This window comes from Sphingomonas sp. BLHR8, from assembly GCF_056821725.1.
The window spans coordinates 1780533-1802072 of sequence record NZ_JBPDIM010000001.1 but is presented as its reverse complement, the minus strand read 5'-3'; the positions used below and the strand labels follow the sequence as shown (position 1 = coordinate 1802072).

Here is a 21540-nt window from a genome sequence, read left to right as displayed (position 1 = left end):
CCATAGCGTCAAACTTCGCGCCGAAGCGCAGCCGATCAGGCTGCGACCTTCAGCCGGTCGAGGGTGATCGCCATCCGGTTGGACAGCGGCGCCACCGTTTCGTTGGCGAGCTTCAGCGCCAGTTCGGTCGACTTGCTCGACTGCTGGACCATCGCGTCGACACCGGCCTGAGTCGCTTCGCGGCTGAGTTCGACGAATTCCGTCGGGCTCTTGATCGCGGCATAGCGCTTGGACCAGTTGCTCGCCTCTTCGACCTGCGCGCGCATGAACTGCGCCCACTCACCGCTGAGCGTCTGAAAGCCTTCGAGCGCGACCCTCGTGGCTTCGGCAAAGGCGTCGGCGTTGCCGCGCGCAAGCTCCGCCATCTCGCGCATGGCGTCCTGCGTGCGCTCGGCGGCGGCGGCGAACTGCGCCTGGCCTTCGCGAGCCATGTCCGCGGCCTGACCCTGCATCGCGTCGGCGGTGGCGCGGGCGGTTTCGGCCTGTTGCTGCGTGGTATCGTTCATGACCTGTCCTTTCGTGGCGGGGAGAGCCGCGTTCATTGTTGCCCGGTTGTGGTCCGCGGACGGTGCCGCGACCTTGGCCGCGGGAGACCGTCGCCGCCGGGGCGTTTTGCCATCAGCTTTCATGCCCCGTCGTGTCCTGATTGTGCTTCGGATAACGACCGCAGCCGCGTTATGTTGCACTGCACAATAAAGTAAGAGCCCGAATTTTTCAAGTCGCAGCGCCTTGCCCTTGCACGGCTCCCTATGAGGGCTATCTCGCGGGAATGCTCAACGTCGTTTCGATCGTGATCGGTGTGGTCGCTCTGCTGTTCGCGATGTTCTTCGCGCTGCCGTTGCTGGGTGGTCTCAACTGGCTGGTGCTGCCGTTCGCGCTGCTCGGCGCTAGCGTCGGTCAGTTGTCTGGACGCAAAAGCGGCCGCAACCTCAACCTTATTGTTTTCGTGCTGGCCGCGATCCGCCTATCGCTTGGCGGCGGGATCCTCTGAGCGAGCCCACCGCCCTATCGAAACGCGACGGAGGGCTGGCGTCGGCGATCGGCGCCTACGCGATTTGGGGCGTCCTTCCGTTGTACTTCCACCTGCTGCAGGCGGTGCCTGCTTGGCAGGTCGTCGCGCATCGCGTCGCCTGGTCGGCCGTGCTGCTGGGCGCGCTGATTATCGTGCTCGGCAAGCGCGACGCACTGGTCGCGGCCTTTACGCGACGCCGGGTTGCGCTCGCGCTCGCGGCATCGGCAGTGCTGATCGCTATCAACTGGTTGCTCTACATCTGGGCGGTGCACGAAGGCCGGGTGATCGCCGCGAGCCTGGGCTATTTTTTGAACCCCATGCTCAACGTGCTGATCGGCTGGGCGGTGCTGCGCGAGCGGCTGACGCGCGTGCAGTGGCTGGCAATCGCGGTCGTCGCCGCCGGGGTTGGCGTGCTTGCCGTGAGCGCATTCGACGACCTGTGGATCGCGCTGACGCTGGCGGGAAGCTTCGCGCTGTATGGGCTGGTGCGCAAACTGACCCCGGTCGCGCCGATGGTCGGGCTGACGGTCGAGACGCTGGTTTTGTTGCCGGTGGCGCTTCTCGCGCTGGGCTGGTGGGCGTCACGCGGCGAGCTCGCCTTTGGCGGGAGCTTTGGACTGCGGGAAGCGCTGCTGATCGCAAGCGGGGCGGTCACCGCGCTGCCGCTGGTGCTGTTCGCCCGCGCGGCGCAACGCCTGCCGCTGTCGACGTTGGGCCTCGTCCAGTATCTTTCGCCGACGATGCAGCTACTGTCGGGTGTGTTCCTGCTCGGCGAGGCTGTGACCCCGGCACACCGCATCGCGTTTCCGCTGATCTGGGCGGGGCTGGCGATCTATAGCTGGGCGCTGTGGCGCTCAGAGCGGCAGCGCCGCGGTGAAGCGGACCGGCTCGCCGATGGCGGGAGCGTCGGTCAGCGCACGGTCGCGCACGACGCTGTGCCCGCGCACGATGGTGTGGATCGGCTGCCCGGTGAGCGTCTCCCCCTCGAACGGTGACCAGCCGCAGCGCGACGCCAGCCAGTCGCGCTCCACCGTCCAACGCGCCTTCAGGTCGACGATCGAGAAGTCTGCGTCGTAGCCGACGGCGATGCGTCCCTTGCCGGCGATGCCGAACACCCGCTGCGGCCCCGCGCTGGTCAGCTCGATCACCCGCTGCAGCGTCATGCGCCCGTTGGCAGCATGGTCGAGCAGCAGCGGCAGCAGCGTCTGCACCCCCGGCATGCCTGACGGTGATGCGGGGTAGGGCTTGGCCTTCTCCTCGAGCGTGTGCGGCGCGTGATCCGACCCGATTACGTCGGCGACGCCCTGATTCAGCCAGAACATCAGCCCGTCGCGATGCGCGCCCGAACGGATCGGCGGGTTCATCTGCGCCAGCGTCCCCAGCCGCGCATAGGCCTCCTCACCGGCCAGGGTGATATGCTGCGGCGTCACCTCGCAGGTGACGAGGTCCTTGTGCGAGGAAAGATACTCGAGCTCGGCGGGGGTGGTGATGTGCAGGACGTGGATGGGCCGACGGGCCGCACGGGCGAGCGCCACGATCCGCCGCGTCGCCGCCAGCGCGCTTTCATCGTCGCGCCAGACGGGGTGGCTGGCGGGGTCGCCCTCGATGCGCTCGCCGAGCCGCGCCTGCATGCGATCCTCATCCTCCGCGTGAATGGCGACGCGGCGCGTGCCGGCGGCGAGCACGCGCGCGATCGCATCGTCGTCGCTGACGAGGAGGTTGCCGGTCGACGCGCCCATGAACAGCTTTACCCCCGCGCAGCCCGGCATCGCCTCCATCGCGATCAGCGCTTCGGCATTCTGCCCGGTGGCACCGGCGTAAAAGGCGTGGTCGCACCACATGCGATGGCGCGCGCGGTCGAGCTTGTCCTGCAGCGCCTCGGGCGTGTCGGTGTTGGGGTTGGTGTTCGGCATTTCGAACACCGCGGTCACCCCGCCGAGCACCGCCGCGCGTGCGCCGCTCTCGAGATCCTCCTTGTGGACGAGGCCCGGCTCACGGAAATGCACCTGGCTGTCGATCACGCCCGGCAGGAGGTCGAGCCCGGCGCAATCGATCACCTCGCCGGCGTCGCCGTCGACGCCGATCGCCGCGATACGCCCGTCCCGAACGCCCACGCTCGCGCGCTGCGGCCCTCCCGGCGTGTGCACGGTGCCGTTGGCGAGCAGCAGGTCGTAGGTTGGCATGGAGGCTCCGGGTGGTTGCGCTGGATGGCACGCACCCTAGCTTCCCCCCATGACCACCTCCACCCACTTTGGCGCCACCCGCCTCGCCGACCGGTCCGTCGTTCGCGTGTCGGGGGAGGGCGCTGCGGAGTTCCTGCAAGGGCTGCTCACCAACGATGTCGTGGCGGGGCCGCTCCCCGCCTACGCTGCACTGCTCACTCCGCAGGGCAAGGTCATCGCCGACATGCTGGTGTGGGCCGAAGGCGAGGACCGGCTGCTCGACGTCGAGACATCACGGGCCGCAGCCATCGTCCAGCGTCTCACCATGTATCGCCTGCGTCGCCCGCTCACCATCGCGGTCGATGATAGGCTGGCCGTGCACTGGGCGGCGGAGGGGTCGGATGGCGTCCCCGACCCTCGCCTCCCAGCACTCGGCCGGCGCTGGCTCGCTTCGCCTTCGGGCACGGATGCGAGTGACGCCTGGCGCGCCCACCGCCTCGCGCTCGGCGTGACCGAAGGGGTCGCCGAACTCGGCGACGCGACGACATTGTGGCTGGAGGCCAACGCCGTGGACCTCAACGGCGTCAGTTTCACCAAGGGCTGCTACGTCGGCCAGGAGAACACCGCGCGGATGAACTGGCGGCAAAAGGTGAACCGGCGGCTGGTGGTCGTCCCGCTGGCGGAGGCCGACCCCGCCCGTCAGCGCGCCGCCCACCCCGCGCTCGGCTGGTCGGTCGAGCATCGCCGCGTCGACGACATCGACGCGCAGCACCGACCCGCCTGGTGGAGCGTGGACGCGCCCTAGTCGCGCTGCGCGCGGGCGGCCGCGACGGCGCTTTTGAGCTGCTCGAACGGCACTGCGCCTGAAATCAGCTGATCCCCGACCACCCAGGCGGGCGTCCCGTCCACGCCGATGGCGCGAGCCAGGTCGATGTTCTGCTGAAGCTCCGCGGTGATCGACGGGTCAGAGAGGGCCGTCGCATCGTTCGGCACCTCGGAGGCAATGGCGACGCGGCGGCGCCCCTCGGCGTCGGCACTGGTGAACAGCGCGCGGTGGACCATCATGTATCGCCCGCGCTTGGCGGCTGCGAGCGCCAGCCGCGCCGCAGCTTCGCTGTCCGCCGACAGGATCGGAAGTTCGCGGAACACGACCTTTAGCCGGCCATCCTCACGCAGCAACCGCTCCACGATCGGCAGGCTCGCGCGGCAGTATCCGCAGCGATAATCGGTGAACATCACCAGTGTTACGTCACCGTCGGCGGCGCCCGCCCAAGCGCCGGAGAAGGGAGTGACGAGACGTGCGCGATTGTCGGCGATGGCCGCCGCGTGCTGGCGGGTGCGGCCGGCCGTCAACGCCTCGGCGATCACCTCGGGATGCGCGATGAGATATTCGCGCACCACCCGCTCGGTCGCGACCCGGTCCGCACCCGGCAGCTGCCGCCCGAGCGCCAGTCCGCCGGTGAACAGCAGCGCGCCGCCGAGCAACCATGTCGCGGGGTGCCGCCACCAGTCGCCTCTTCCGCCCATAGTCGGGGGCGGGGGCGGGGGAACGGGCGGTCGGGGCGGGGTCGGCTCGCGCGGCGAGGTGGTGCCGCGCGATGACGGCGGCTCAGTCCGGACGTTCGCGTCCCGCGGAGCATCGGCGCTGCCGTCGGAGGAGGGCGTGTCCGACGAGGCGCCGGCGACTCCCGCCACATTGGGGCTGTCGCGCTCGCCGTCGCGATCTTCCCCAGCCACGGCTTGCGCGAACAGCGGCATCGACAGCGCGGCGGGGCTGGGGTCATGCACCCGCTGCTCATCCTCGGCCAGCAACCTTGCGAGCTGGCTTTCGGGCGGGGTGATCGGCTCGGTCCCGCTAACGCGCCGCACCTGTTCGACCGCCTCGCGCGACATCTGGCCAAGGCCCTCGCCCGCGCGGTGGCCGATGGCGCGAGCACGCTCTCCCATGGCGCTCACCAAGGGGCCGGCAGCGACGCCCGACGCTTTCAGTCCGTCGCGGGCGGTGCGGACCAGCCGGCCGGACAGATCGACCGTTGCCGCTGCGCTCGCCCCGATCTTGCCGGGAATATCGAGCGCCGCGACGCGCGTGGGCACGTCGGCGCGGGTCGAAATGGCGATGGTCGCATCCGCGAACCGTTCAAGGCCCTGCCGCAACTGCGTCGCCGCTCCGCGCATGAGCGCCGCAGCCTGCTCCCGCCCGTCATTGGCGGCGCCTGCCGACCGATCGTTGCGAAGAAACAGCGGGTCGGCGGGGCTGTGGCTGATCACTCGCCCATGACTGGCCGAGGGTTCGCCGTCACTGGGGCTGGTCGCCCGGGTCTCGCGGGTCGGGAGCGGCTTTGGACGCCAGTCATCGCCCGACGCCGTTGCCGCGCTCCAGCCCAGATCTTCGCCCGCCATTACCGATTGACCCCGCCTCACCCCCGACGGGATGCCCGTCACACGCCGTTGCGGCTTTGCCTAGACCGACGCCGCTCGCGTTCCAAGCGGCTGCGCGCGATGAGCGCGATATCCTGAGCGCGCAACGCGTCGGGTGAGGCGACGGGGAGAGCGACGCCTGCCCGTTCGGCACTGACCAGCGCCAGCCGTGTCTCACCGGTCAGCATGGCGCGCTCAGCGGTGGCGAGCGCGGCGCGCGCTTCGTCACCGCGGGCCGCGTAGATGATGCCGAGCTGGTACCAGGCGAACGGGTTATCATTGTCGCGCGCCACCGCCGCGCGCAGAACGCGCTCCGCCTCGGCATGATTGGCGGGGTTTTCGGTGGCGATCAGCGCGTGGCCGAACAGCGCCGCGATCAACGGCTGCGCCTGGGTCGCGTCGACCGCTGCGCGCAGCGGGGGCAGAGCGTCTGCCGGGCGTCCGCTTTCGAGCAGGATCTGCCCCTCGATCTCCGCGAGATAGGGATCGCGCGGCGCATCGCGGCGTAACGCGCGCACCTCCGCAAGCGCTTCGGCAACGTGCGCTGTGCGGTGCAGCGCGTAGGCGCGGGCATAACGCGCCGAATCGCTGGTGTCGCTCGACGGGTAGCGTTGCAGCACGCGGGCCGGTTCGGTGACGAATCCGAACAGCTTCGCCTTCACGCGCTGGAAGCGCGCCTCGAGCGCAGGGTCGGACGGGCGGCTCCAGGCGGGATCGACGCTGTAACTGTCGCGCAGGAATCGGATGCGATCGCCGGACAGCGGATGGGTGCGGCCATAGGCGCTGTCCTCGCCCTGCGGGACGGCGTAACGAAGTTCCCGGTTCTGAAGCTTCTGGAAAAACTCGACGCTGCCGCGCCCGCTGATCCCCGCGGCGGCAAGATACTGCATGCCCGCGGCATCGGCGGTCGCCTCCTGGCCGCGCGAGAAGGAGAGGTAGCTTCCCAGCGCAGCCTGCTGCCCCGCCGCCATGACGCCCATGCCTGCTTCACCACCGCCCGCTGCGCCGGCGGCGAGCCCCGCGAGCAGCGACAGCAGCGCGATGGTGCTGGCGCGCTCGGCGCCGGCATTGTGGACCGCATGACCACCCGCGACGTGGCCGAGTTCGTGCGCGATCACGCCCTGCACCTGGTTGGCGCTGTCGGCGGCGGTGATCAGCCCGCTGTGAATATAGACGACCTGCCCGCCGGCGACGAAGGCGTTGATCGACGGATCGCCGATCAGCACCAACCGCACATCGGAGGGGTTCATGCCCGCGGCGCGCACCAGCGGTGCAGCCATGTCACGGAACAACGCTTCGGTTTCCGCGTCGCGCAGCACCGACTGCGCCTTCGCCGGCGCCGCCATCAGGGCGAGCGTCACGCCGATACCGGCGACAATCCTGCGGGAGAGTGAAGGTCGGGTCACCGGCCCGGATAAGCCCTGCGCGGCTGAACCGCTGGTGAAGCTGCCGGCGTCGACGCCGTTGCGTCGACGGCGCCGGACGGCAGCGTCTGCCGGCAGCGCGCGTCGCCGGCACCGCTGTTGGTGATCGTGCAGCGCGCCGAGCCATAGACTTGCGCCCCCGCTTCGCCCGACAGCGTCAGCGCCGCGGTTCGCCGCGCCTGCAGCCGGTGCGCCCCGCTGCCCGCGGCGACCAAGGTGGCCTCGTCGCTGGTCAGCTGCGCGAGATCGAGCGTGCCGGAGCCCGTCGAGCGTGCATTGAGCGCGATCGTTCGCCCGGCGACGTGAAGCTCGCCCGCGCCGCGCTGAACGATGGTCGCGACCCGGCTCGTGAGCGATGCGATGTTCACGCTCGCGGGGCCGTCGACGCCGACCCGCGCCGTATCCCCGACGATCCGCGCCACACGCACTCGTCCGCCGCCGCGCACGTCGACCTCGCGCAGCCCGGCGGCGCTGATCCGCACGGTCAACGTGCCCGACGATGGCGCAACCGGTCCGTAGGGGCCGTCGCGCGACTGGCTGAGGATCAGCGTGTCGCCCGCCTGTTCCACCCGCAGCGCGAGCAGCGCATCGCGTGGCCCCTCCGCCCGCCCGCTGAGCCTGGGGTTGTCGGTCACCTCGACAATCATGTCCCCACGCACGACGAGCCGCGCATAGCTGGTGATGCCGAACGATCGCGTCTCGGCAGCTGCGGGCACAGCCGCGAGCACAAGCGCGAACGCCGCGATCAGCGGCCCGCTCAGCCGCACGACACGTTGCCGGTCCCGCTGTTGCGCACCGTGCACGTCTGCGCGCCCTTAATCTGCACATTACCTGCACCGCTGGCGTTGACGGTCGCCCTGTTCACCGCATTGAGCTCCGCATCGCCCGCTCCGCTGCTGTCGAGTTCGAGCGCGTCGCTGACGCGGAAGTCGTCGCCGTCGAGGTCCCCGGTGCCCGAAAGTTGCACGCGCGCACGGCGGGCGGACCCCTGAATGTCGAGGTCGCCGGTGCCCGACAGGCTGATGTCGAAATGGTCCGCGTTCAGGCCGCTCACCGTCATGTCGCCGGTCCCGGACAGCGTGAGCGCGGTGAGCTGCGGCACGGTCACCACGAAACGCCCGCTTCGCACGCGCTCCCCATCACGCTGCGTCAACAGGATCCGGCGCCCGGTCTGCCGCATCACGAGCCTCGCGCGATCCGGGCCGAGCGCCGTGACGCTGGCGACATCGCCCACACGCACGTCGGCGTCGACCGCGCCGACGAGGTCGATGGAATCGAAATCGGTGACGGTGAAGCGGTGCGCCTCGTCGGTGTCCGCCCCGGCTGGCGTCTCGGCGCCCGACACCGCGTCCGAAGTAGCGGCTTCATCCCGACCGTTCTGACAGCCCGTTAGAGCCAGCGCGCCCACCGCCGCCCAGATTGCCAAGGTTCGCGTCATCCCGCCCCCCCCCTCTCGAAGCTCCGGCGAAAGCATAGGATCGCGCCCTCGGGGGTCAACACGCGCCCTTGCGATGCCGCTCCACCGCCTCGATCGCGGCCGCGATGGCCGCGTCGATGGGGAGCGTCGAGGTGTCGATATTCACCGCGTCCGGGGCAGCCACAAGCGGCGCGCTCGCGCGGCCTCTATCGCGTGCGTCGCGTGCCGCAAGGTCGGCCGCGACGCTGGCAAGGTCGGGCGCGGCGGGGCCGGACCGTTGCTGCATCTCTCGCCAGCGCCGCTGCGCGCGCGCTTCGACGCTGGCGGTGACGAACAGCTTGGCGTCGGCATCCGGAGCGATGACCGTGCCGATATCGCGCCCGTCGAGCACCGCGCCCCCCGGCTGCGTCGCGAAATCGCGCTGCCGCTCGAACAGCGCGGCGCGGACGGCGGGATGGACCGACACGCGGCTCGCCAGCGCGCCGGTCGCCTCCTCGCGCAGGCCGGACTCACGCAGCAGCTCGTCGGCAAAGTCGCAGGCGTGCAGTGCATCGGCCGCATCGTCGGGGTCGCCCCCAGCCGCGCGAACGCTCCACCCGACCGCACGGTAGAGAAGCCCCGTGTCGAGGTGCGGCAGCCCATAATGCCGAGCGAGCGCCGCGGCGATGGTGCCCTTGCCACTCGCCGTTGGCCCGTCGACGGCAACGATCATACGCGCTCGGCCGGTTCGGGAGCACCTTTACGCAGCGCGGCGATCAGCCCGACCAGCGCGATGCCGCCCCAGACGATCTCGAGCACGAAGGCAGCGAGGTTGAACTTGTACCACAGCGACCACAGCAGCAGCACTGCGCCGACTAGGTTGAGGGCGTTGAACCAGCGCTTGTCGAGCACCTTGGCTCGGTTGGCGTAGAGGAAGGCGATGACGAACAGCGTGCTGCCGGCGAGGCCGACTAGGTCGTAGATGTCGAGGTTCATGCCCGCAGTCCTTCCAGCACGGTGACGAAATCAGGAAAGCTTGTCGCCACCGGGGTCATGTCATCGATGGCCGTCCCAGCGCGGCTGTGGAGGCCGGCGATGGCCATGCTCATCGCAATGCGATGATCGAAGTGGGTGACGATCGGCTCGTCGCTCCCGGGGAGGGGATCGCCGCCGCTGCCGGTGATGGTGAGGCCATCGGCCTGTTCCTCGACCGCGGCGCCGATGGTGCGCAGCGCGCGCGCCATCGTGGCGAGGCGGTCGCTCTCCTTGACCCGCAATTCCTCGAGCCCCCGCGTGGTCGTGCGGCCCGATGCAAAGGCAGCGGCGACGAACAGCGCGGGGAATTCGTCGATCATCGTCGGTGCGAGCGCTGGATCGACCACCACGCCGCTCAGCGGTGCATGGCGAACGAGGAGGTCGGCGACCGGCTCGCCGCCTACCTCGCGCGGGTCGAGTTCGACGATGTCCGCGCCCATCGCGCGCAGCACGGTGACCAGCCCGCTCCGGGTCGGGTTCATTCCCACGTTGCGTAAGGTGAGGGCACTGCCGGGCACGATGGAGGCCGCGATCAGAAAGAAGGCAGCGCTGGACGGGTCGCCGGGAACGTCGATGGACATCGGCCGCAGGTCCGCCTCGCCGGTGATGCGGATGTTGCGGGTAGGCCCGTCGGTCTCGACCGCGATCTGCGCCCCCGCGGCGGCCAGCATGCGTTCGCTGTGGTCGCGCGTCGGCCAGCGTTCGACGACCTCGGTCGTGCCGAGCGTATTAAGCGCGGCGAGCAGGATCGCGGATTTGACCTGCGCCGATGCGACCGGCAGCTCGTAGCGGATCGGGACGGAGCGCAGCGCGCCGCGCACCGTCAGCGGCAGCCGCTCCCCGGGCGAGGCGAGAAACTCCGCGCCCATGCGAGCGAGCGGCTCCATCACCCGCGCCATCGGTCGCCGCGACAGACTGGCGTCGCCGGTCAGCACGGCCTGTAGCGGATGCGTCGCGATCAGTCCCATCAGCAGCCGCGCCGAGGTGCCGCTGTTGCCAAGGTCAAGGGCCGCACGCGGCTGCAACAAGCCGCCCACGCCGACGCCATGGACGCGCCAATGCCCTTCGGCGACGGGTTCTATCTGCGCGCCCAAGCCGCGCAAAGCTTCGGCGGTGGCGAGCACATCCTCGCCCTCGAGCAGGCCGCGAATATCGCTCTGCCCCACAGCCAGCGCCGCGAGCATGAGCGCGCGATGGCTGATCGATTTGTCGCCCGGGACCATGACTGTCCCCTTAAGCGGCCCGGTCGGCGCAAATCGCGCGGGCGCGGGGGGCGGCGGGGCAGGCATCGTCGGCGGCTTTGACACCGCGCCCTTGCTCTGGCAAGGCGCGCGCCGTTCGGGCGACGGCGCGTTCTTCCGCGACGTCAGGCCCTTGTCGCATCTCCAGCGAGTATCCGATTCGATGATCAAGCCTGAATGGGGCCACAAGCGTAGCTGCCCCAAATGCGCCACCCGCTTCTACGACCTGGAAAAGGTCGATCCGGTTACCTGCATCGAATGTGGCTATGCGTGGAACCCGGAACCGGCGCTGAAATCCAAGCAGCCCATGCCGTTCGAGCAGGTTAAGCAGGGCGCCGCGCCCGCGGCTGAGCCGGACACGCCCGCCGACGTGGATCTGGACGTGGATGTCGAGGATGATGACAACGTCTCGCCCGACAATGACGTCGATCTTGGCGGCGACGACGACCTCGGCGTCGACGCGCCCGGCGACGGTGACGAAGAGGTCTGATCGGCTGCAATAGCGGCTTGCCAAACGGGGCGCGCGTCCGCTAGAGGCGCGCCTCGCATATCCGGCGTCAGATCGCGCGCCGGCACGGTGACGGGGCCTTAGCTCAGTTGGTAGAGCGCCTGCATGGCATGCAGGAGGTCAGCGGTTCGACCCCGCTAGGCTCCACCACCTCACCACCTGCAGCAATAGTAGAGCCCGATGGCTGCCCAAGGGCGGCGCGTTTCGGTGCTGCGCCGGTCTCCGGGTTGTGCCCGACCCCTTGCGTCGCATGGGCCGGGCCCAGATTCGTCAGCCGTTGAGCAGCTTCAAAATCCCCATCGACTGTTCGCTGCCGCTCTGCGGCACGCTGTCGTCCGTACGGTCCATGATCTCGGCAAAGCGCTTGGCGACACCTTCCGGGCTGCGCTCGTCCTCGCCGAGCTTGACGCCGCGGGTCATCGTCACCTGCGCGGCGTGCACCGCGCCCGCGCCCGCGCCAAGCACGGTCGAGGTGGGCGCATCGTCGCTCACCAGAAACAGCGACGCGGGCACCACCAGCTCCGGCGCGAACATCGCCTGCATCGCTTCGGGGAAGATGTCCTCGGTCATCCGCGTCGCGGCGACGGGGGAGATCGAGTTGACCTTGATGTTGTGCTTGGCGCCCTCGATCGCGAGCGTCTTCATGAGCCCCACGAGGCCGAGCTTCGCCGCGCCATAATTGGCCTGGCCGAAGTTGCCGTAGAGCCCGGTCGAGCTCGAGGTCATCAGGATGCGGCCGTAGTTCGCCTCGCGCATCGTCTCCCACACCGCCTTGGTGGCGTAGGCGGAGCCGATCAGGTGGACCTTCACCACTAGCTCGAAGTCGGCGGGCTCCATCTTGGCGAAGCTCTTGTCGCGCAGGATGCCGGCGTTGTTGATCAGCACGTCGATGCGGCCCCAACGCTCCTTCGCCTGCGCGACCATCGCTTCCATCTGATCATATTCGGTAACGCTATGGCCGTTGGCGATCGCTTCGCCCCCCGCCGCCTCAATCTCCGCCACCACCTGCGCCGCGGCGTCGGACGTCCCCGTCCCATCACGCGCCCCGCCGAGGTCGTTGACCACCACCTTCGCCCCCCGCCGCGCGAGCTCGAGCGCATAAGCCCGCCCGATGCCCCCACCGGCCCCGGTGACAATGGCAACGCGGTTGGTGAAATCGATGGTCATTGGGCGGGTCCTTCGAAAATGTTTCGCCCCGCCTTACCGCCATCGCGGCGCGGCGGGAACCGCGTGGTCACGCCGGGTCAAACTTAGCGATCATCGCGCCTATGCGACACGGGTTTCGCGCTCAAGAACAGCCAGGCCGCGGCCTGACGCCATCCTTTCGGGGGCGGCTTCGCGGCGAGGGCGGCGCGTAGGACAGGGCGCAGACATCATCGAAGCTCGGCAATCACGCGCAGGCGGCGTGGGACGTAGGGGACGGCGATCAGCCCCGCCCCATCCGCCACCCCAGACTTGATCCGGGGTCCCGCGACACGGCAGCGAATAGCTCGACCCCGGGTCGAGCCCGAGGTGACGAAGAAGTTGAGTCTCGTCAGCGCGGACCGCTCGTCGGCGATCGAACGGCTTCGAGCCGGGCGTAGCGAAATTGTAGCGCGGCGAAGGCGATGCCAACCACAATCGCGAGGGACATCTCGGCAAACTTGCCCTCAACCGCCAGATAAACCGCGAAGGCGGCGACGCCGGCGGCGAAACCCCATGCAAAGTTCCCGCCCAGGCGTAGGGTGGCGGCGCAGCGGGGACAGGTGAGGTCGTTCGTCAGCCGTGGCCGGAGCAGCGCCGCGATCCCGAGCTCGGCGCGACAGATCGGACAGCTTCGCATCATACGGTCTCCGGATGGACGAACAGGCGGGTGAGCAACAGGATGATACATCCCAGTACCGTAATGAGCAGCAAGTGGCCGGTGATGGACGCGAAGTTTGAACGAAGCGCGAAATAGGCCATCATCGCGCTCGGCGCGATCCAGAAGTTTTGCGGGACGATCAGGCGTGTCCCGCAACCCTTGCAGGTGAAAGGTCGTCCGAGCCCCCACAGCGTTTGCTTGAACGGGATCGCTGTCCGACAGGCGGGGCAGGGTGGTGCAATGATCGCCAATTCACCGAGCTCACGCATCAACATCCAAGCGATTCGAGCTGATGTTCCACCGGATGACGTCGATGTCGAGAAGAGTGTGACGACGCGCATCGCAGCAGATCGATCGGGCGGGCGCGCGCGCCTTTTTCCGTCACCCCGGGGCGTGGCCCGGGGATCCGCTGCACCTTCGCCGTTTTAGCTGGACCCCGGATCGAGTCCGGGGTGACGGGGTGGGGCGCGGTGTCGGGTTCCGGGCGAATGGTGGAGCGCGTGGGTGACACGCGCCACCCGAGGGGGCGAGCCTACCCCGCCCCGTCCTTGTCCAGCGCGTAGCCGGCGCTGCGCACGGTGCGGATGAGGTCGGGGGCGTCGCCTTCGTTGATGGCTTTGCGGAGGCGGCGGATGTGGACGTCGACGGTGCGCAATTCGATGTCGCTGTCCTGGCCCCACACGCTGTCGAGCAGGCGTTCGCGGCTGAAGACCCAGCCGGGGTGTTCGAGGAAGTGGCGCAGCAGGCGGAACTCGGTGGGCCCCAGCGCAATCGCGCGGCCGCCGCGGCGGACCTTGTGCGCGACGGTGTCCATTTCGATGTCTGCGTAGGCGAGCGTTTCGCCCGCCAGCGCCGGGCGCACGCGGCGCAGCACCGCGCTGACCCGCGCCACCAGCTCGCGCGGGGAGAAGGGCTTGGTCACATAATCGTCGGCGCCGGTTTCGAGCCCGCGCACGCGGTCCGCCTCCTCGCCGCGCGCGGTGATCATGATGATCGGCACGTTCTGCGTCGCCATGTCGCGCCGCAGGCGGCGGCAGAGCTCGATCCCCGACGGGCCTTCGATCATCCAGTCGAGCAGGATGACATCGGGCGCGCGTTCGGCAGCGAGCAGCAGCGCCTCATCGCCATTGGGCGTCTGCCGCACGGCATAGCCCGCGCGTTCGAAATGCCATTGCACCAGCTCGGCGATGGCTGGGTCGTCCTCGACCAGCAGGAGGTCGGCGGCGGCCATGGCAAGTTCCTCCGTCGATCGGGATCAGCCCGCCTCGTCCGGCGCGCGGTCGGGGTGATGGTGCCGCCGGTCGGGGAAGGCGGTGGGGTCCTTGCCCTTCTCGCGCTCCTCCATGCGTTCGCCGGTCACCGAATAGACCACCATCTCGGCGACGTTAGTGGCGTGATCGCCAGCGCGTTCAAGGTTCTTCGCGACGAACAGCAAATGCGCCGCCTCCGAAATCACCCGCGGGTTTTCCATCATGTAGGTGATCAGTGCGCGGAAGATCGAGTTATAGAAATCGTCGACATTCTTGTCGCGCGAGCACACCGCCGCGGCGAGCTCGGCATCCCCCGAAGCATAGGCGGTGAGCACGTCTTCGAGCATTTCGACAACCATCTCGCCCATGGTGCGGAGAAGGGGGATGGCGTCGACGGCGCGGTCGCCGCTGAGCAGTGGCACGCGCTTGGCGATGCTCTTGCCGTAATCGCCCACGCGTTCGAGCACCGCGGCGATCTTGAGCGCGGCGATCATCGCGCGCAGGTCGTCGGCGAGCGGGGCGCGCAGCGCGATGGTCTGGACGACCGAGCGTTCGACCTCCGCTTCGAGCTCGTCGACGCGGCGGTCGTCGGCGACGATTTGCGCCGCGGTGTCGCGCTCGCGGTGATCGAGTGCTTCGACGGCGCGGGCGATCGAGTTCGACGCACGCGCGCCCATTTCGGAGACGAGGCCGCGGATGCGGGTCAGTTCCTCGTCGAAGGCTTTGATGGTGTGTTCGCTCATGATGCGGGCCTTCACGTCAGCCATAGCGGCCGGTGATGTAATCCTTGGTCTTTTCCTCGCGCGGGTTGGTGAAGATGTCGCTGGTCGCGCCATATTCGACGATCCGGCCGAGGTGGAAGAACGCGGTCCGCTGCGACACGCGCGCGGCCTGCTGCATATTGTGGGTGACGATCACGATCGCGTAGCGCCCGCGCAATTCGTGGATCAATTCCTCGATCTTGGCGGTAGCGATGGGGTCGAGCGCGGAGCAGGGCTCGTCCATCAGGATCGCTTCGGGATCGACGGCGATGGCGCGGGCGATGCACAGCCGCTGCTGCTGCCCGCCCGAGAGCGCGGTGCCGCTGTCGGAGAGGCGATCCTTGACCTCGCTCCACAGGCCGGCGCGGGTGAGCGATTTCTCGACGATCGCGTCCATGTCCGCCTTGGACGTGGCGAGGCCGTGGATTTTGGGACCGTAGGCGACATTGTCGTAGATCGATTTGGGAAAGGGGTTGGGTTTCTGGAACACCATCCCCACCCGCGCGCGCAGCTGCACCACGTCCATGCTGGGCGCGTAGATGTCTTCGCCGTCGAGGCGGATGTCGCCCTCCACCCGCGCGCCGGCGACGGTGTCGTTCATCCGGTTCAAGGTGCGAAGAAAGGTCGACTTGCCGCAACCCGACGGGCCGATGAACGCGGTGACATGGTCGCGATAAACGTCGATCGATACGCCGTCGATCGCCTGTTTCACGCCGTAGAAAACGTTGACGTCGCGCGCGGCCATCTTGGGCGCGGAAGTCGCCTCCTCTGCCGCAACGGCGAATGAACTCGGGGTCGGTGCGGGGGTCGTCACCATGTCTTTTCGAACCTGTTCCTGAGCACGATGGCGATGGCATTCATCGACAATAGCACGACCAGCAGCACGATGATCGCCGCGCTGGTATTGGTGACGAAGCCCGGATCGACCTGATCCGACCAGAGGAAAACCTGCATTGGTAACACCGTCGAACCGGCGCAGAGGCCATCGGGCGCGCCGGTGACGAACGCGCGCATGCCGATCAGCAGCAGCGGCGCGGTCTCGCCCAACGCACGGGCGATGCCGATGATCGTGCCGGTGAGGATGCCCGGCAGCGCCAGGGGGAGGACGTGGTGGAACACCACCTGCACCTTGGACGCGCCGACGCCCAGTGCGGCATCGCGGATTGAGGGCGGCACCGCCTTGATCGCGTTGCGGCCCGAGATGACGATCACCGGCATGGTCATCAGCGCGAGCGTGAGGCCACCCACCAGCGGGCTCCCTGCGCACAGCCCCATGGTGTTGATGAAGAGAGCGAGCGCGAGCAGGCCAAAGATGATCGACGGCACCGCGGCAAGGTTATTGATCGACACCTCAATGAAGTCGGTGATCCGGTTCCGCGGCGCATATTCCTCGAGGTAGAGCGAGGCTAGCACGCCGACCGGGAAGGCGATCGCCAGCGTCACCAGCATGGTGAGCAGGCTGCCGATCAGCGCGCCCTTGATCCCCGCCATGGTCGGATCGGTGGCGTCGGAGAGGGTCAGGAAGTTCCAGTTGAAGCCGGTCGAGAGCTTCCCCTCGCCACGCAGCCGCTCGGCAGTGCGGATCAATTCGGCTGGCCCATGTCCACGCGCGGCGGCGGTCAGCGCCGATGATGCGGGGAGGTCGAGCGTCACGTTACCGCGCTGGAGCAGCGCCGGGTCGGCAATGATCGCCTGGATCGCGGCGCGGGTCGCAGCGGGGCCGAACCATGCCTCCGCTTGGGGGCCATAGGCGGCGGTGGCGGAGAGGCTGACGATATCGGCGATGCCGCCGCTCGTCAGCGCGGCGGTCGCCTGCGCCTCGTCGACATCGCCCGCGGGGAGGGTGAGGCCACTCCCAGCCAACTGCATCGGCACCTCGACGCGCGGCTGGGTAAAGCCGGGGAGGCCGGACCACAGCATCGACCCCAGCAGCAGCACCAGCGCGGCGACGCTGGTCAGCACCGCGAACAGGCCGAGCCCCCGAAACAGCCGTTCGGAGCGGTAGCGTTTCGCGACGCGCGCACGCATCTCCGCGCTCTGCCAGCGCGATGCGGCGGCGCTCGGCGCCGGGATCGGGGCGGCGGCGTCACTCATACGCTTCGCGGTACCGTTTGACGATGCGCAGCGCGACGATGTTGAGCGCCAGCGTCACGAGGAACAGGGTGAGCCCGAGCGCAAAGGCGGCGAGCGTCTTGGCGCTGTTGAACTCCTGATCGCCGGTCATCAGCTTCACGATCTGGACGGTGACGGTGGTCACGCTCTCGAATGGATTGGCGGTGAGGTTGGCGGACTGGCCCGCGGCCATCACCACGATCATCGTTTCGCCGATGGCGCGGCTGACCGCGAGCAGCGCGCCGCCCATCACGCCGGGGAGCGCGGCGGGGATCAGCACCTTGCGGATCGTCTCCGCCGGGGTGGCGCCCAGCGCCAGGCTGCCGTCGCGCATCGACCCCGGCACCGCGGTGATGCTGTCGTCGGCGATCGAGGAGACCAGCGGGATGATCATCACCCCCATGACCAGCCCCGCCGCAAGCGCGTTGTCGCTGCTCGCGCCGCTGATGCCGATGGCGGCGGCGAAGTCGCGCAGCACCGGCCCCACCGCCAGCGCGGCGAAATAACCGTAAACCACCGTGGGAATACCCGCGAGCACCTCGATCGCCGGCTTCAGCCATTTGCGCAACCGCGCGGGCGCATATTGGGTAAGGTAGATGGCGGTCATCAGCCCGAGCGGGATCGCCACCAGCATGGCGATGATCGCACCGATCAGGATGGTGCCCCAGAACAGCGGGATCGCGCCGAATTGCGCAGGGTTCTCCGACCCGCTGACCGGCGCCCAGTTGAACCCGGTGAGGAAGTCGATGATCGGAACGCGCGCGAAAAAGCGCGAGCTTTCGAACAACAACGAGACGAGGATGCCGAGCGTGGTCAGCGTAGCAACCAGGCTCGCGGCCAGCAGCGCGATCATCACCGCGCGCTCGACCCGGGTGCGGGCACGGAAGTCGCGGCGGACCCGGGTGAAGCCGAAAGCGAAGCCGGCGAAGGCGAGCAGCGCTGCCGCTGCGGCGCCGATCCACTGAAAGCGCCCGATCGCGGCTCGGTACGGTTCGACCAGCCCCGCGGAGAGCGGATTGAAGCCGCGCTCGATTTTGCCCGTCGCGAGCTGGCGCGCTTCGGCGAGGATCGCGGTGCGCTGGAAATCGGTCGGCGGCAGGCTCGCCGCGGCCGGGCTGTCGAGCACCGCCTGCTGCGCGAATCCGGGGGCGATCCCGCTCCACACGGCGAGGAACAGAAGCGCGGGCACCGCCGTCCACATCGCCACATACCAGCCGTGATAGCTGGGCAGCGAATGCGGACGCGCCGCGCGCACCGTCGCCTTGTCGCTGCCCGCCGGAACCCGCGCGAACGCCGCGGCGCGTGCTCGGGCAACGAGCCAGCCGACGAGCGCGAACCCGGCGACGAGAAAGGCGAGAGCGGCGGGGGTCACGGCAGCAGCAGCGTGGGAGCGTTCGGCGGGACCGTTATTTCAGCGCGTCGCGGCTGAGTGGGGTCATTCCGGTCAATGCCGCCTGGGCCTGCGCCGCTTCGTTGCTGTGCAACGGCACCAGCCCCCGCTGCGCGAGCAGCCCGCCGGCGCCGGCATTGTCGAGGAACGCCTTTAGATATTCCGTGATGCCCGGGATCACCCCCACGTGCGCCTTTTTGACGTAAAGATAGAGGATCCGAGAGCCCGGATATTGGCCCGAGGTGACCGTCGCGACCGTCGCTTCGGTGCCGTTGATCGGCACATCGCGCACGGTCTGACGGTTGGCGTCGAGGTAAGAGAAGCCGAAGATGCCAATCGCATTCGGATTGCGGCTCAGCTTCTGGATGATGAGGTTGTCGTTCTCACCCTGCTCGACATATTCGGGGCTGCCGCGCAGCGTCCCGCAAACCTCGTCGTGGCGCGCCTTGTCGCTGTCCTTGAGCGCCTTCATCGCCGGATCGCTCTCGCAACCCTTGGTCATGAACAGCTCCTTGAAGCTGTCGAAGGTGCCCGAGGTCGACGGGGGGCCAAACACCACGATCGGCGTCGCGGGCAGCGCCGGGTTCACGTCGCGCCAGGTGCGGGCGGTATTCGGCCGGCCGAAGGGGTTGGCGGCCAGCGCCTTGTAGATGTCGGTTTCCGACAGGGAGATGCGCGGACCGTTCGCCGCCTGGCCGAGCGCGAGGCCGTCGATGCCGACGGGAATCTCGACGATGTCGGTGACGCCGTTGCGCGCGCAGGTCTCGAACTCGCTTGCCTTCATGCGGCGCGATGCGGTGGCGATGTCGGGGGTGCCCGCGCCCACGCCCGAGCAGAAGCGTTCGATGCCGCCGCCGGTGCCGATCGATTCGACCCGCGGGTTCTTCATGCCCGGGTTGGTGGCGACGAACCGCTCCGCCGCAACGCTGGCGAAGGGGAACACCGTCGACGAGCCGACCGCAGAAACATAGTCGCGCGTGCCGCTACCCGCGCTCGAACCGCCACCGCATGCGGCGAGGGTCAGGGGGAGCGTTACCAGCGCCAGCGCACCGAGCAGCTTCTTCGTCATCGACCGTGTCCTCCAGCGGGTGAGCGGCCGGTGGCCGATTCGCCCGGATTCGCCGGCGTTTTGCAACGCCCAGCCTTCGTCCGCGCTGCCCATGTGACAAGCGCGTGTCACTTTTGTGACAGCGTCGTCAGTCCTGGTCTTCATCGGCAGCGGCGGGGAGGCGGATGCGGACCTGCGTCCCGACGCCCTGCTCGCTTTCGATGTCGAGCCGGCCACGATGTCGTTCGACGATATGCTTGACGATCGCGAGCCCGAGCCCAGTTCCGCCGAGCTTGCGGCTGCGGGCGCTGTCGACGCGGTAGAAGCGTTCGGTCAGGCGCGGGAGCGCGTGGCGCGGGATTCCGTCCCCCTGGTCGGCGACGGTGAGTTCGATCATCGATCCTGCGGCTGCTCCCACGCGCACCGTTACCGGCGTTCCCGCGCGCCCATATTTCAGCGCGTTGGCGACGATGTTGTCGATCATCTGCAGCAATTGCGCGCGGTCACCCTGCACCCGCGTCGGCGGATCGCAGCTGAGCGCGAGGTCGCGCGCACGCACCGAGCGTGTCGACCGACGCTGTTGCGCCACCACCTCCTCCACCAGCTCGCACAGGTCGAGCGTGTCGCCGGGGACCGACCCCTTGCTTGCTTCGATGCGGGAGATCGACAGCAGATCGTCGACCAGCCGGGTCATACGCCGCGCTTCGGTGTCGATGACGCCCAGAAAGCGTTCGCGGGTCGCGGGGTCGCCCCCCGCGTCTTCGTCGCTCAGCGTTTCGACGAAGCCCAAGATCGCGGCCAGAGGCGTGCGCAGTTCGTGGCTGGCGTTGGCGACGAAATCGGCGCGCATGCGCTCGACCGCGTCACGCTGACTTTCGTCGGTAAGCTGCACCAGCCGCCCGTCGCCGACTTCGCTCACCGCCATGCGCCAGCGCCGTCCCGCGCCGCCGAGGCCGACCAGCTCCATGGAACGCGCTGCGTTCTGATGCCGCTGCGCGAGCAAATCCGCGGCTGCCGGATGGCGGATGGCGGCGCGGACATCGGTGCCGACGATGAATCCGCCCAAAAGCGCACGTGCGGCGCGGTTGGCGACCGCCACGCGGTTTTCGCCGTCGATCAGCAAAACCGGCACGGGCAGCGCGTCGAGCGTGGCCGCGAAGCGATCGTCCTCCCACAGCGGCCCTGGCCCCTTCATCGCCGCTGTGGCCCCCGTTACCGGCGAAGGCGCCGGACGTTCCGGTGCCGGCACCTCGTCGCGATTGAGCGCGCTGAGCGCGATCAGGACGACAATCGCCACCCCCGCGCCGAGCAACGCCGACCGATCGACCCCGACCGCGGTCAGAAAGCCGAAGCCGATCACCAGCAGGAGGATGGCCGGAGCTGAAAGGCGGAGGTGAAGGGTCACGCTCCCTTCCTAGCGTCGCGACCGGGTGTGCCAACCTGCCCGAAAACGAAACGCTGCGCACATCGCGGCGCTTTCTCGCATGTCGCGGCTGTGGTAGCGGCGACAGCGATGGACGATCCTCGACCTCAAGCGGCCGACCCTGACGCCACGCCACCGGCGTCGCCGATGGTGGAGCGGCGCACGTTGATGCTCGGCGCGGTCGGGGTGGCGGCCTCGCTGACGGTGCGCCCGGCCTTCGCACAGACCGCGGTGTCGATCATGAACTGCCAGATCCCCGTGCCCGATGCCGCCCATGCGGGGCGCGCGATCGCGCTCGACGGGCGGGTGGTGCCGGCGGGAACGCGCGGCAGCGTCCCCGCGGCGATGCGGCCGTTTACGGGCGAAGAGGTGAAGGCCGCGCTCAGCGGACGCAGCCTCCCCGGTACGACGTACGAACAGAATACCGCTTACCTCAATTACATCCGGCGGCTGCGGAGCGGGCAGCAGGGGTTCACCTGCTATGCCTCCATCCAGATGCGCAAACGCTGATTCGCTG

The 21540-nt window shown here is 68.8% G+C and carries 23 protein-coding genes, 1 tRNA gene and 1 pseudogene; 6 read left to right on the top strand and 19 right to left on the bottom strand.

The annotated features are described in order from the left end of the window. Window positions 1–35 precede the first annotated feature (35 nt). On the bottom strand, window positions 36–506 hold the full coding sequence (locus ACRYJK_RS09075; protein ID WP_482667194.1) for a phasin family protein: 471 nt from the start codon (window positions 504–506) through the stop codon (window positions 36–38). Between the two features lie 263 nt (window positions 507–769). On the opposite strand from ACRYJK_RS09075, the gene ACRYJK_RS09070 reads away from it, so the two are divergent. Both ACRYJK_RS09070 and rarD read left to right on the top strand, forming a co-directional pair. Then, window positions 770–991: a hypothetical protein gene (locus ACRYJK_RS09070; RefSeq protein ID WP_482667193.1), complete on the top strand. Its 222-nt coding sequence runs from the start codon at window positions 770–772 to the stop codon at window positions 989–991. Continuing rightward, a pseudogene (gene rarD / locus ACRYJK_RS09065) lies at window positions 967–1770 on the top strand (EamA family transporter RarD); the annotation flags it as partial. The gene ACRYJK_RS09070 and the pseudogene rarD, both read left to right, overlap by 25 nt. A gap of 96 nt (window positions 1771–1866) precedes the next feature. Here rarD and ACRYJK_RS09060 read toward each other — a convergent pair. Then, window positions 1867–3195: a dihydroorotase gene (locus ACRYJK_RS09060; RefSeq protein WP_482667192.1), complete on the bottom strand. Its 1329-nt coding sequence runs from the start codon at window positions 3193–3195 to the stop codon at window positions 1867–1869. Between the two features lie 49 nt (window positions 3196–3244). Between ACRYJK_RS09060 and ygfZ the strand changes: the two genes are divergently transcribed. Then, complete coding sequence (gene ygfZ / locus ACRYJK_RS09055; RefSeq protein WP_482667191.1) at window positions 3245–3979, top strand: CAF17-like 4Fe-4S cluster assembly/insertion protein YgfZ; 735 nt, start codon at window positions 3245–3247, stop codon at window positions 3977–3979. Here the strand turns inward: ygfZ and ACRYJK_RS09050 are convergent. The 7 genes from ACRYJK_RS09050 to aroA are packed head-to-tail and all read right to left on the bottom strand — an operon-like array spanning window position 3976 to window position 10670. Beyond that, window positions 3976–5574, bottom strand: a complete 1599-nt coding sequence (locus tag ACRYJK_RS09050) for a DsbA family protein (protein ID WP_482667190.1) — start codon at window positions 5572–5574, stop codon at window positions 3976–3978. The genes ygfZ and ACRYJK_RS09050 overlap by 4 nt on opposite strands. A gap of 38 nt (window positions 5575–5612) precedes the next feature. Next, window positions 5613–6938 carry a M48 family metalloprotease gene (locus ACRYJK_RS09045; RefSeq protein ID WP_482667436.1) on the bottom strand — a complete coding sequence of 442 codons (1326 nt, stop codon included), beginning with the start codon at window positions 6936–6938 and terminating at the stop codon, window positions 5613–5615. Window positions 6939–6994: 56 nt separating this feature from the next. Beyond that, entirely contained in the window at window positions 6995–7819 is an 825-nt protein-coding gene (locus tag ACRYJK_RS09040; RefSeq protein ID WP_482667189.1) for a GIN domain-containing protein, read from the bottom strand. Next, complete coding sequence (locus tag ACRYJK_RS09035) at window positions 7774–8454, bottom strand: GIN domain-containing protein (RefSeq protein WP_482667188.1); 681 nt, start codon at window positions 8452–8454, stop codon at window positions 7774–7776. Before ACRYJK_RS09035 ends, ACRYJK_RS09040 begins: the two co-directional genes overlap by 46 nt. A 55-nt stretch (window positions 8455–8509) precedes the next feature. Further along, window positions 8510–9145 (bottom strand): (d)CMP kinase, encoded by a 636-nt coding sequence (gene cmk / locus ACRYJK_RS09030; RefSeq protein WP_482667187.1) that lies wholly within the window; start codon window positions 9143–9145, stop codon window positions 8510–8512. Further along, window positions 9142–9408: a CBU_0592 family membrane protein gene (locus ACRYJK_RS09025; RefSeq protein ID WP_482667186.1), complete on the bottom strand. Its 267-nt coding sequence runs from the start codon at window positions 9406–9408 to the stop codon at window positions 9142–9144. The genes cmk and ACRYJK_RS09025 overlap by 4 nt, the downstream gene beginning before the upstream one ends. Then, complete coding sequence (gene aroA / locus ACRYJK_RS09020) at window positions 9405–10670, bottom strand: 3-phosphoshikimate 1-carboxyvinyltransferase (protein ID WP_482667185.1); 1266 nt, start codon at window positions 10668–10670, stop codon at window positions 9405–9407. The genes ACRYJK_RS09025 and aroA overlap by 4 nt, the downstream gene beginning before the upstream one ends. Window positions 10671–10851: 181 nt before the next feature. Here aroA and ACRYJK_RS09015 point away from each other — a divergent pair, with 181 nt between their 5' ends. Both ACRYJK_RS09015 and ACRYJK_RS09010 read left to right on the top strand, forming a co-directional pair. After that, window positions 10852–11178, top strand: a complete 327-nt coding sequence (locus ACRYJK_RS09015; protein WP_482667435.1) for a TIGR02300 family protein — start codon at window positions 10852–10854, stop codon at window positions 11176–11178. 92 nt (window positions 11179–11270) lie between these two features. Continuing rightward, window positions 11271–11346: transfer RNA gene (locus tag ACRYJK_RS09010), tRNA-Ala, on the top strand. Window positions 11347–11466: 120 nt separating this feature from the next. Here ACRYJK_RS09010 and ACRYJK_RS09005 read toward each other — a convergent pair. The 10 genes from ACRYJK_RS09005 to ACRYJK_RS08960 form a co-directional block, all read right to left on the bottom strand. Next, entirely contained in the window at window positions 11467–12363 is an 897-nt protein-coding gene (locus tag ACRYJK_RS09005) for an SDR family NAD(P)-dependent oxidoreductase (protein WP_482667184.1), read from the bottom strand. 367 nt (window positions 12364–12730) lie between these two features. Further along, the gene (locus ACRYJK_RS09000) at window positions 12731–13021 is read right to left on the bottom strand and encodes a hypothetical protein (RefSeq protein ID WP_482667183.1); all 291 of its coding nucleotides are present in this window, start codon (window positions 13019–13021) and stop codon (window positions 12731–12733) included. Continuing rightward, the gene (locus ACRYJK_RS08995; RefSeq protein WP_482667182.1) at window positions 13018–13380 is read right to left on the bottom strand and encodes a hypothetical protein; all 363 of its coding nucleotides are present in this window, start codon (window positions 13378–13380) and stop codon (window positions 13018–13020) included. Before ACRYJK_RS08995 ends, ACRYJK_RS09000 begins: the two co-directional genes overlap by 4 nt. Window positions 13381–13571: 191 nt before the next feature. Then, complete coding sequence (phoB, locus tag ACRYJK_RS08990; RefSeq protein ID WP_482667181.1) at window positions 13572–14270, bottom strand: phosphate regulon transcriptional regulator PhoB; 699 nt, start codon at window positions 14268–14270, stop codon at window positions 13572–13574. Window positions 14271–14294: 24 nt separating this feature from the next. Further along, window positions 14295–15032, bottom strand: a complete 738-nt coding sequence (gene phoU, locus ACRYJK_RS08985; protein WP_482667180.1) for a phosphate signaling complex protein PhoU — start codon at window positions 15030–15032, stop codon at window positions 14295–14297. A gap of 16 nt (window positions 15033–15048) precedes the next feature. Beyond that, complete coding sequence (gene pstB, locus ACRYJK_RS08980) at window positions 15049–15795, bottom strand: phosphate ABC transporter ATP-binding protein PstB (protein WP_482667434.1); 747 nt, start codon at window positions 15793–15795, stop codon at window positions 15049–15051. Between the two features lie 65 nt (window positions 15796–15860). Then, window positions 15861–17144: a phosphate ABC transporter permease PstA gene (pstA, locus tag ACRYJK_RS08975; RefSeq protein WP_482667179.1), complete on the bottom strand. Its 1284-nt coding sequence runs from the start codon at window positions 17142–17144 to the stop codon at window positions 15861–15863. Further along, complete coding sequence (pstC, locus tag ACRYJK_RS08970) at window positions 17137–18534, bottom strand: phosphate ABC transporter permease subunit PstC (RefSeq protein WP_482667178.1); 1398 nt, start codon at window positions 18532–18534, stop codon at window positions 17137–17139. Before pstC ends, pstA begins: the two co-directional genes overlap by 8 nt. Before the next feature lie 34 nt (window positions 18535–18568). Beyond that, the gene (locus tag ACRYJK_RS08965) at window positions 18569–19621 is read right to left on the bottom strand and encodes a substrate-binding domain-containing protein (protein ID WP_482667177.1); all 1053 of its coding nucleotides are present in this window, start codon (window positions 19619–19621) and stop codon (window positions 18569–18571) included. 127 nt (window positions 19622–19748) lie between these two features. Next, on the bottom strand, window positions 19749–21005 hold the full coding sequence (locus ACRYJK_RS08960) for a sensor histidine kinase (protein WP_482667176.1): 1257 nt from the start codon (window positions 21003–21005) through the stop codon (window positions 19749–19751). A 108-nt stretch (window positions 21006–21113) separates the two neighbouring features. Here ACRYJK_RS08960 and ACRYJK_RS08955 point away from each other — a divergent pair, with 108 nt between their 5' ends. After that, window positions 21114–21533, top strand: a complete 420-nt coding sequence (locus tag ACRYJK_RS08955; RefSeq protein ID WP_482667175.1) for a hypothetical protein — start codon at window positions 21114–21116, stop codon at window positions 21531–21533. Window positions 21534–21540: the final 7 nt, after the last annotated feature.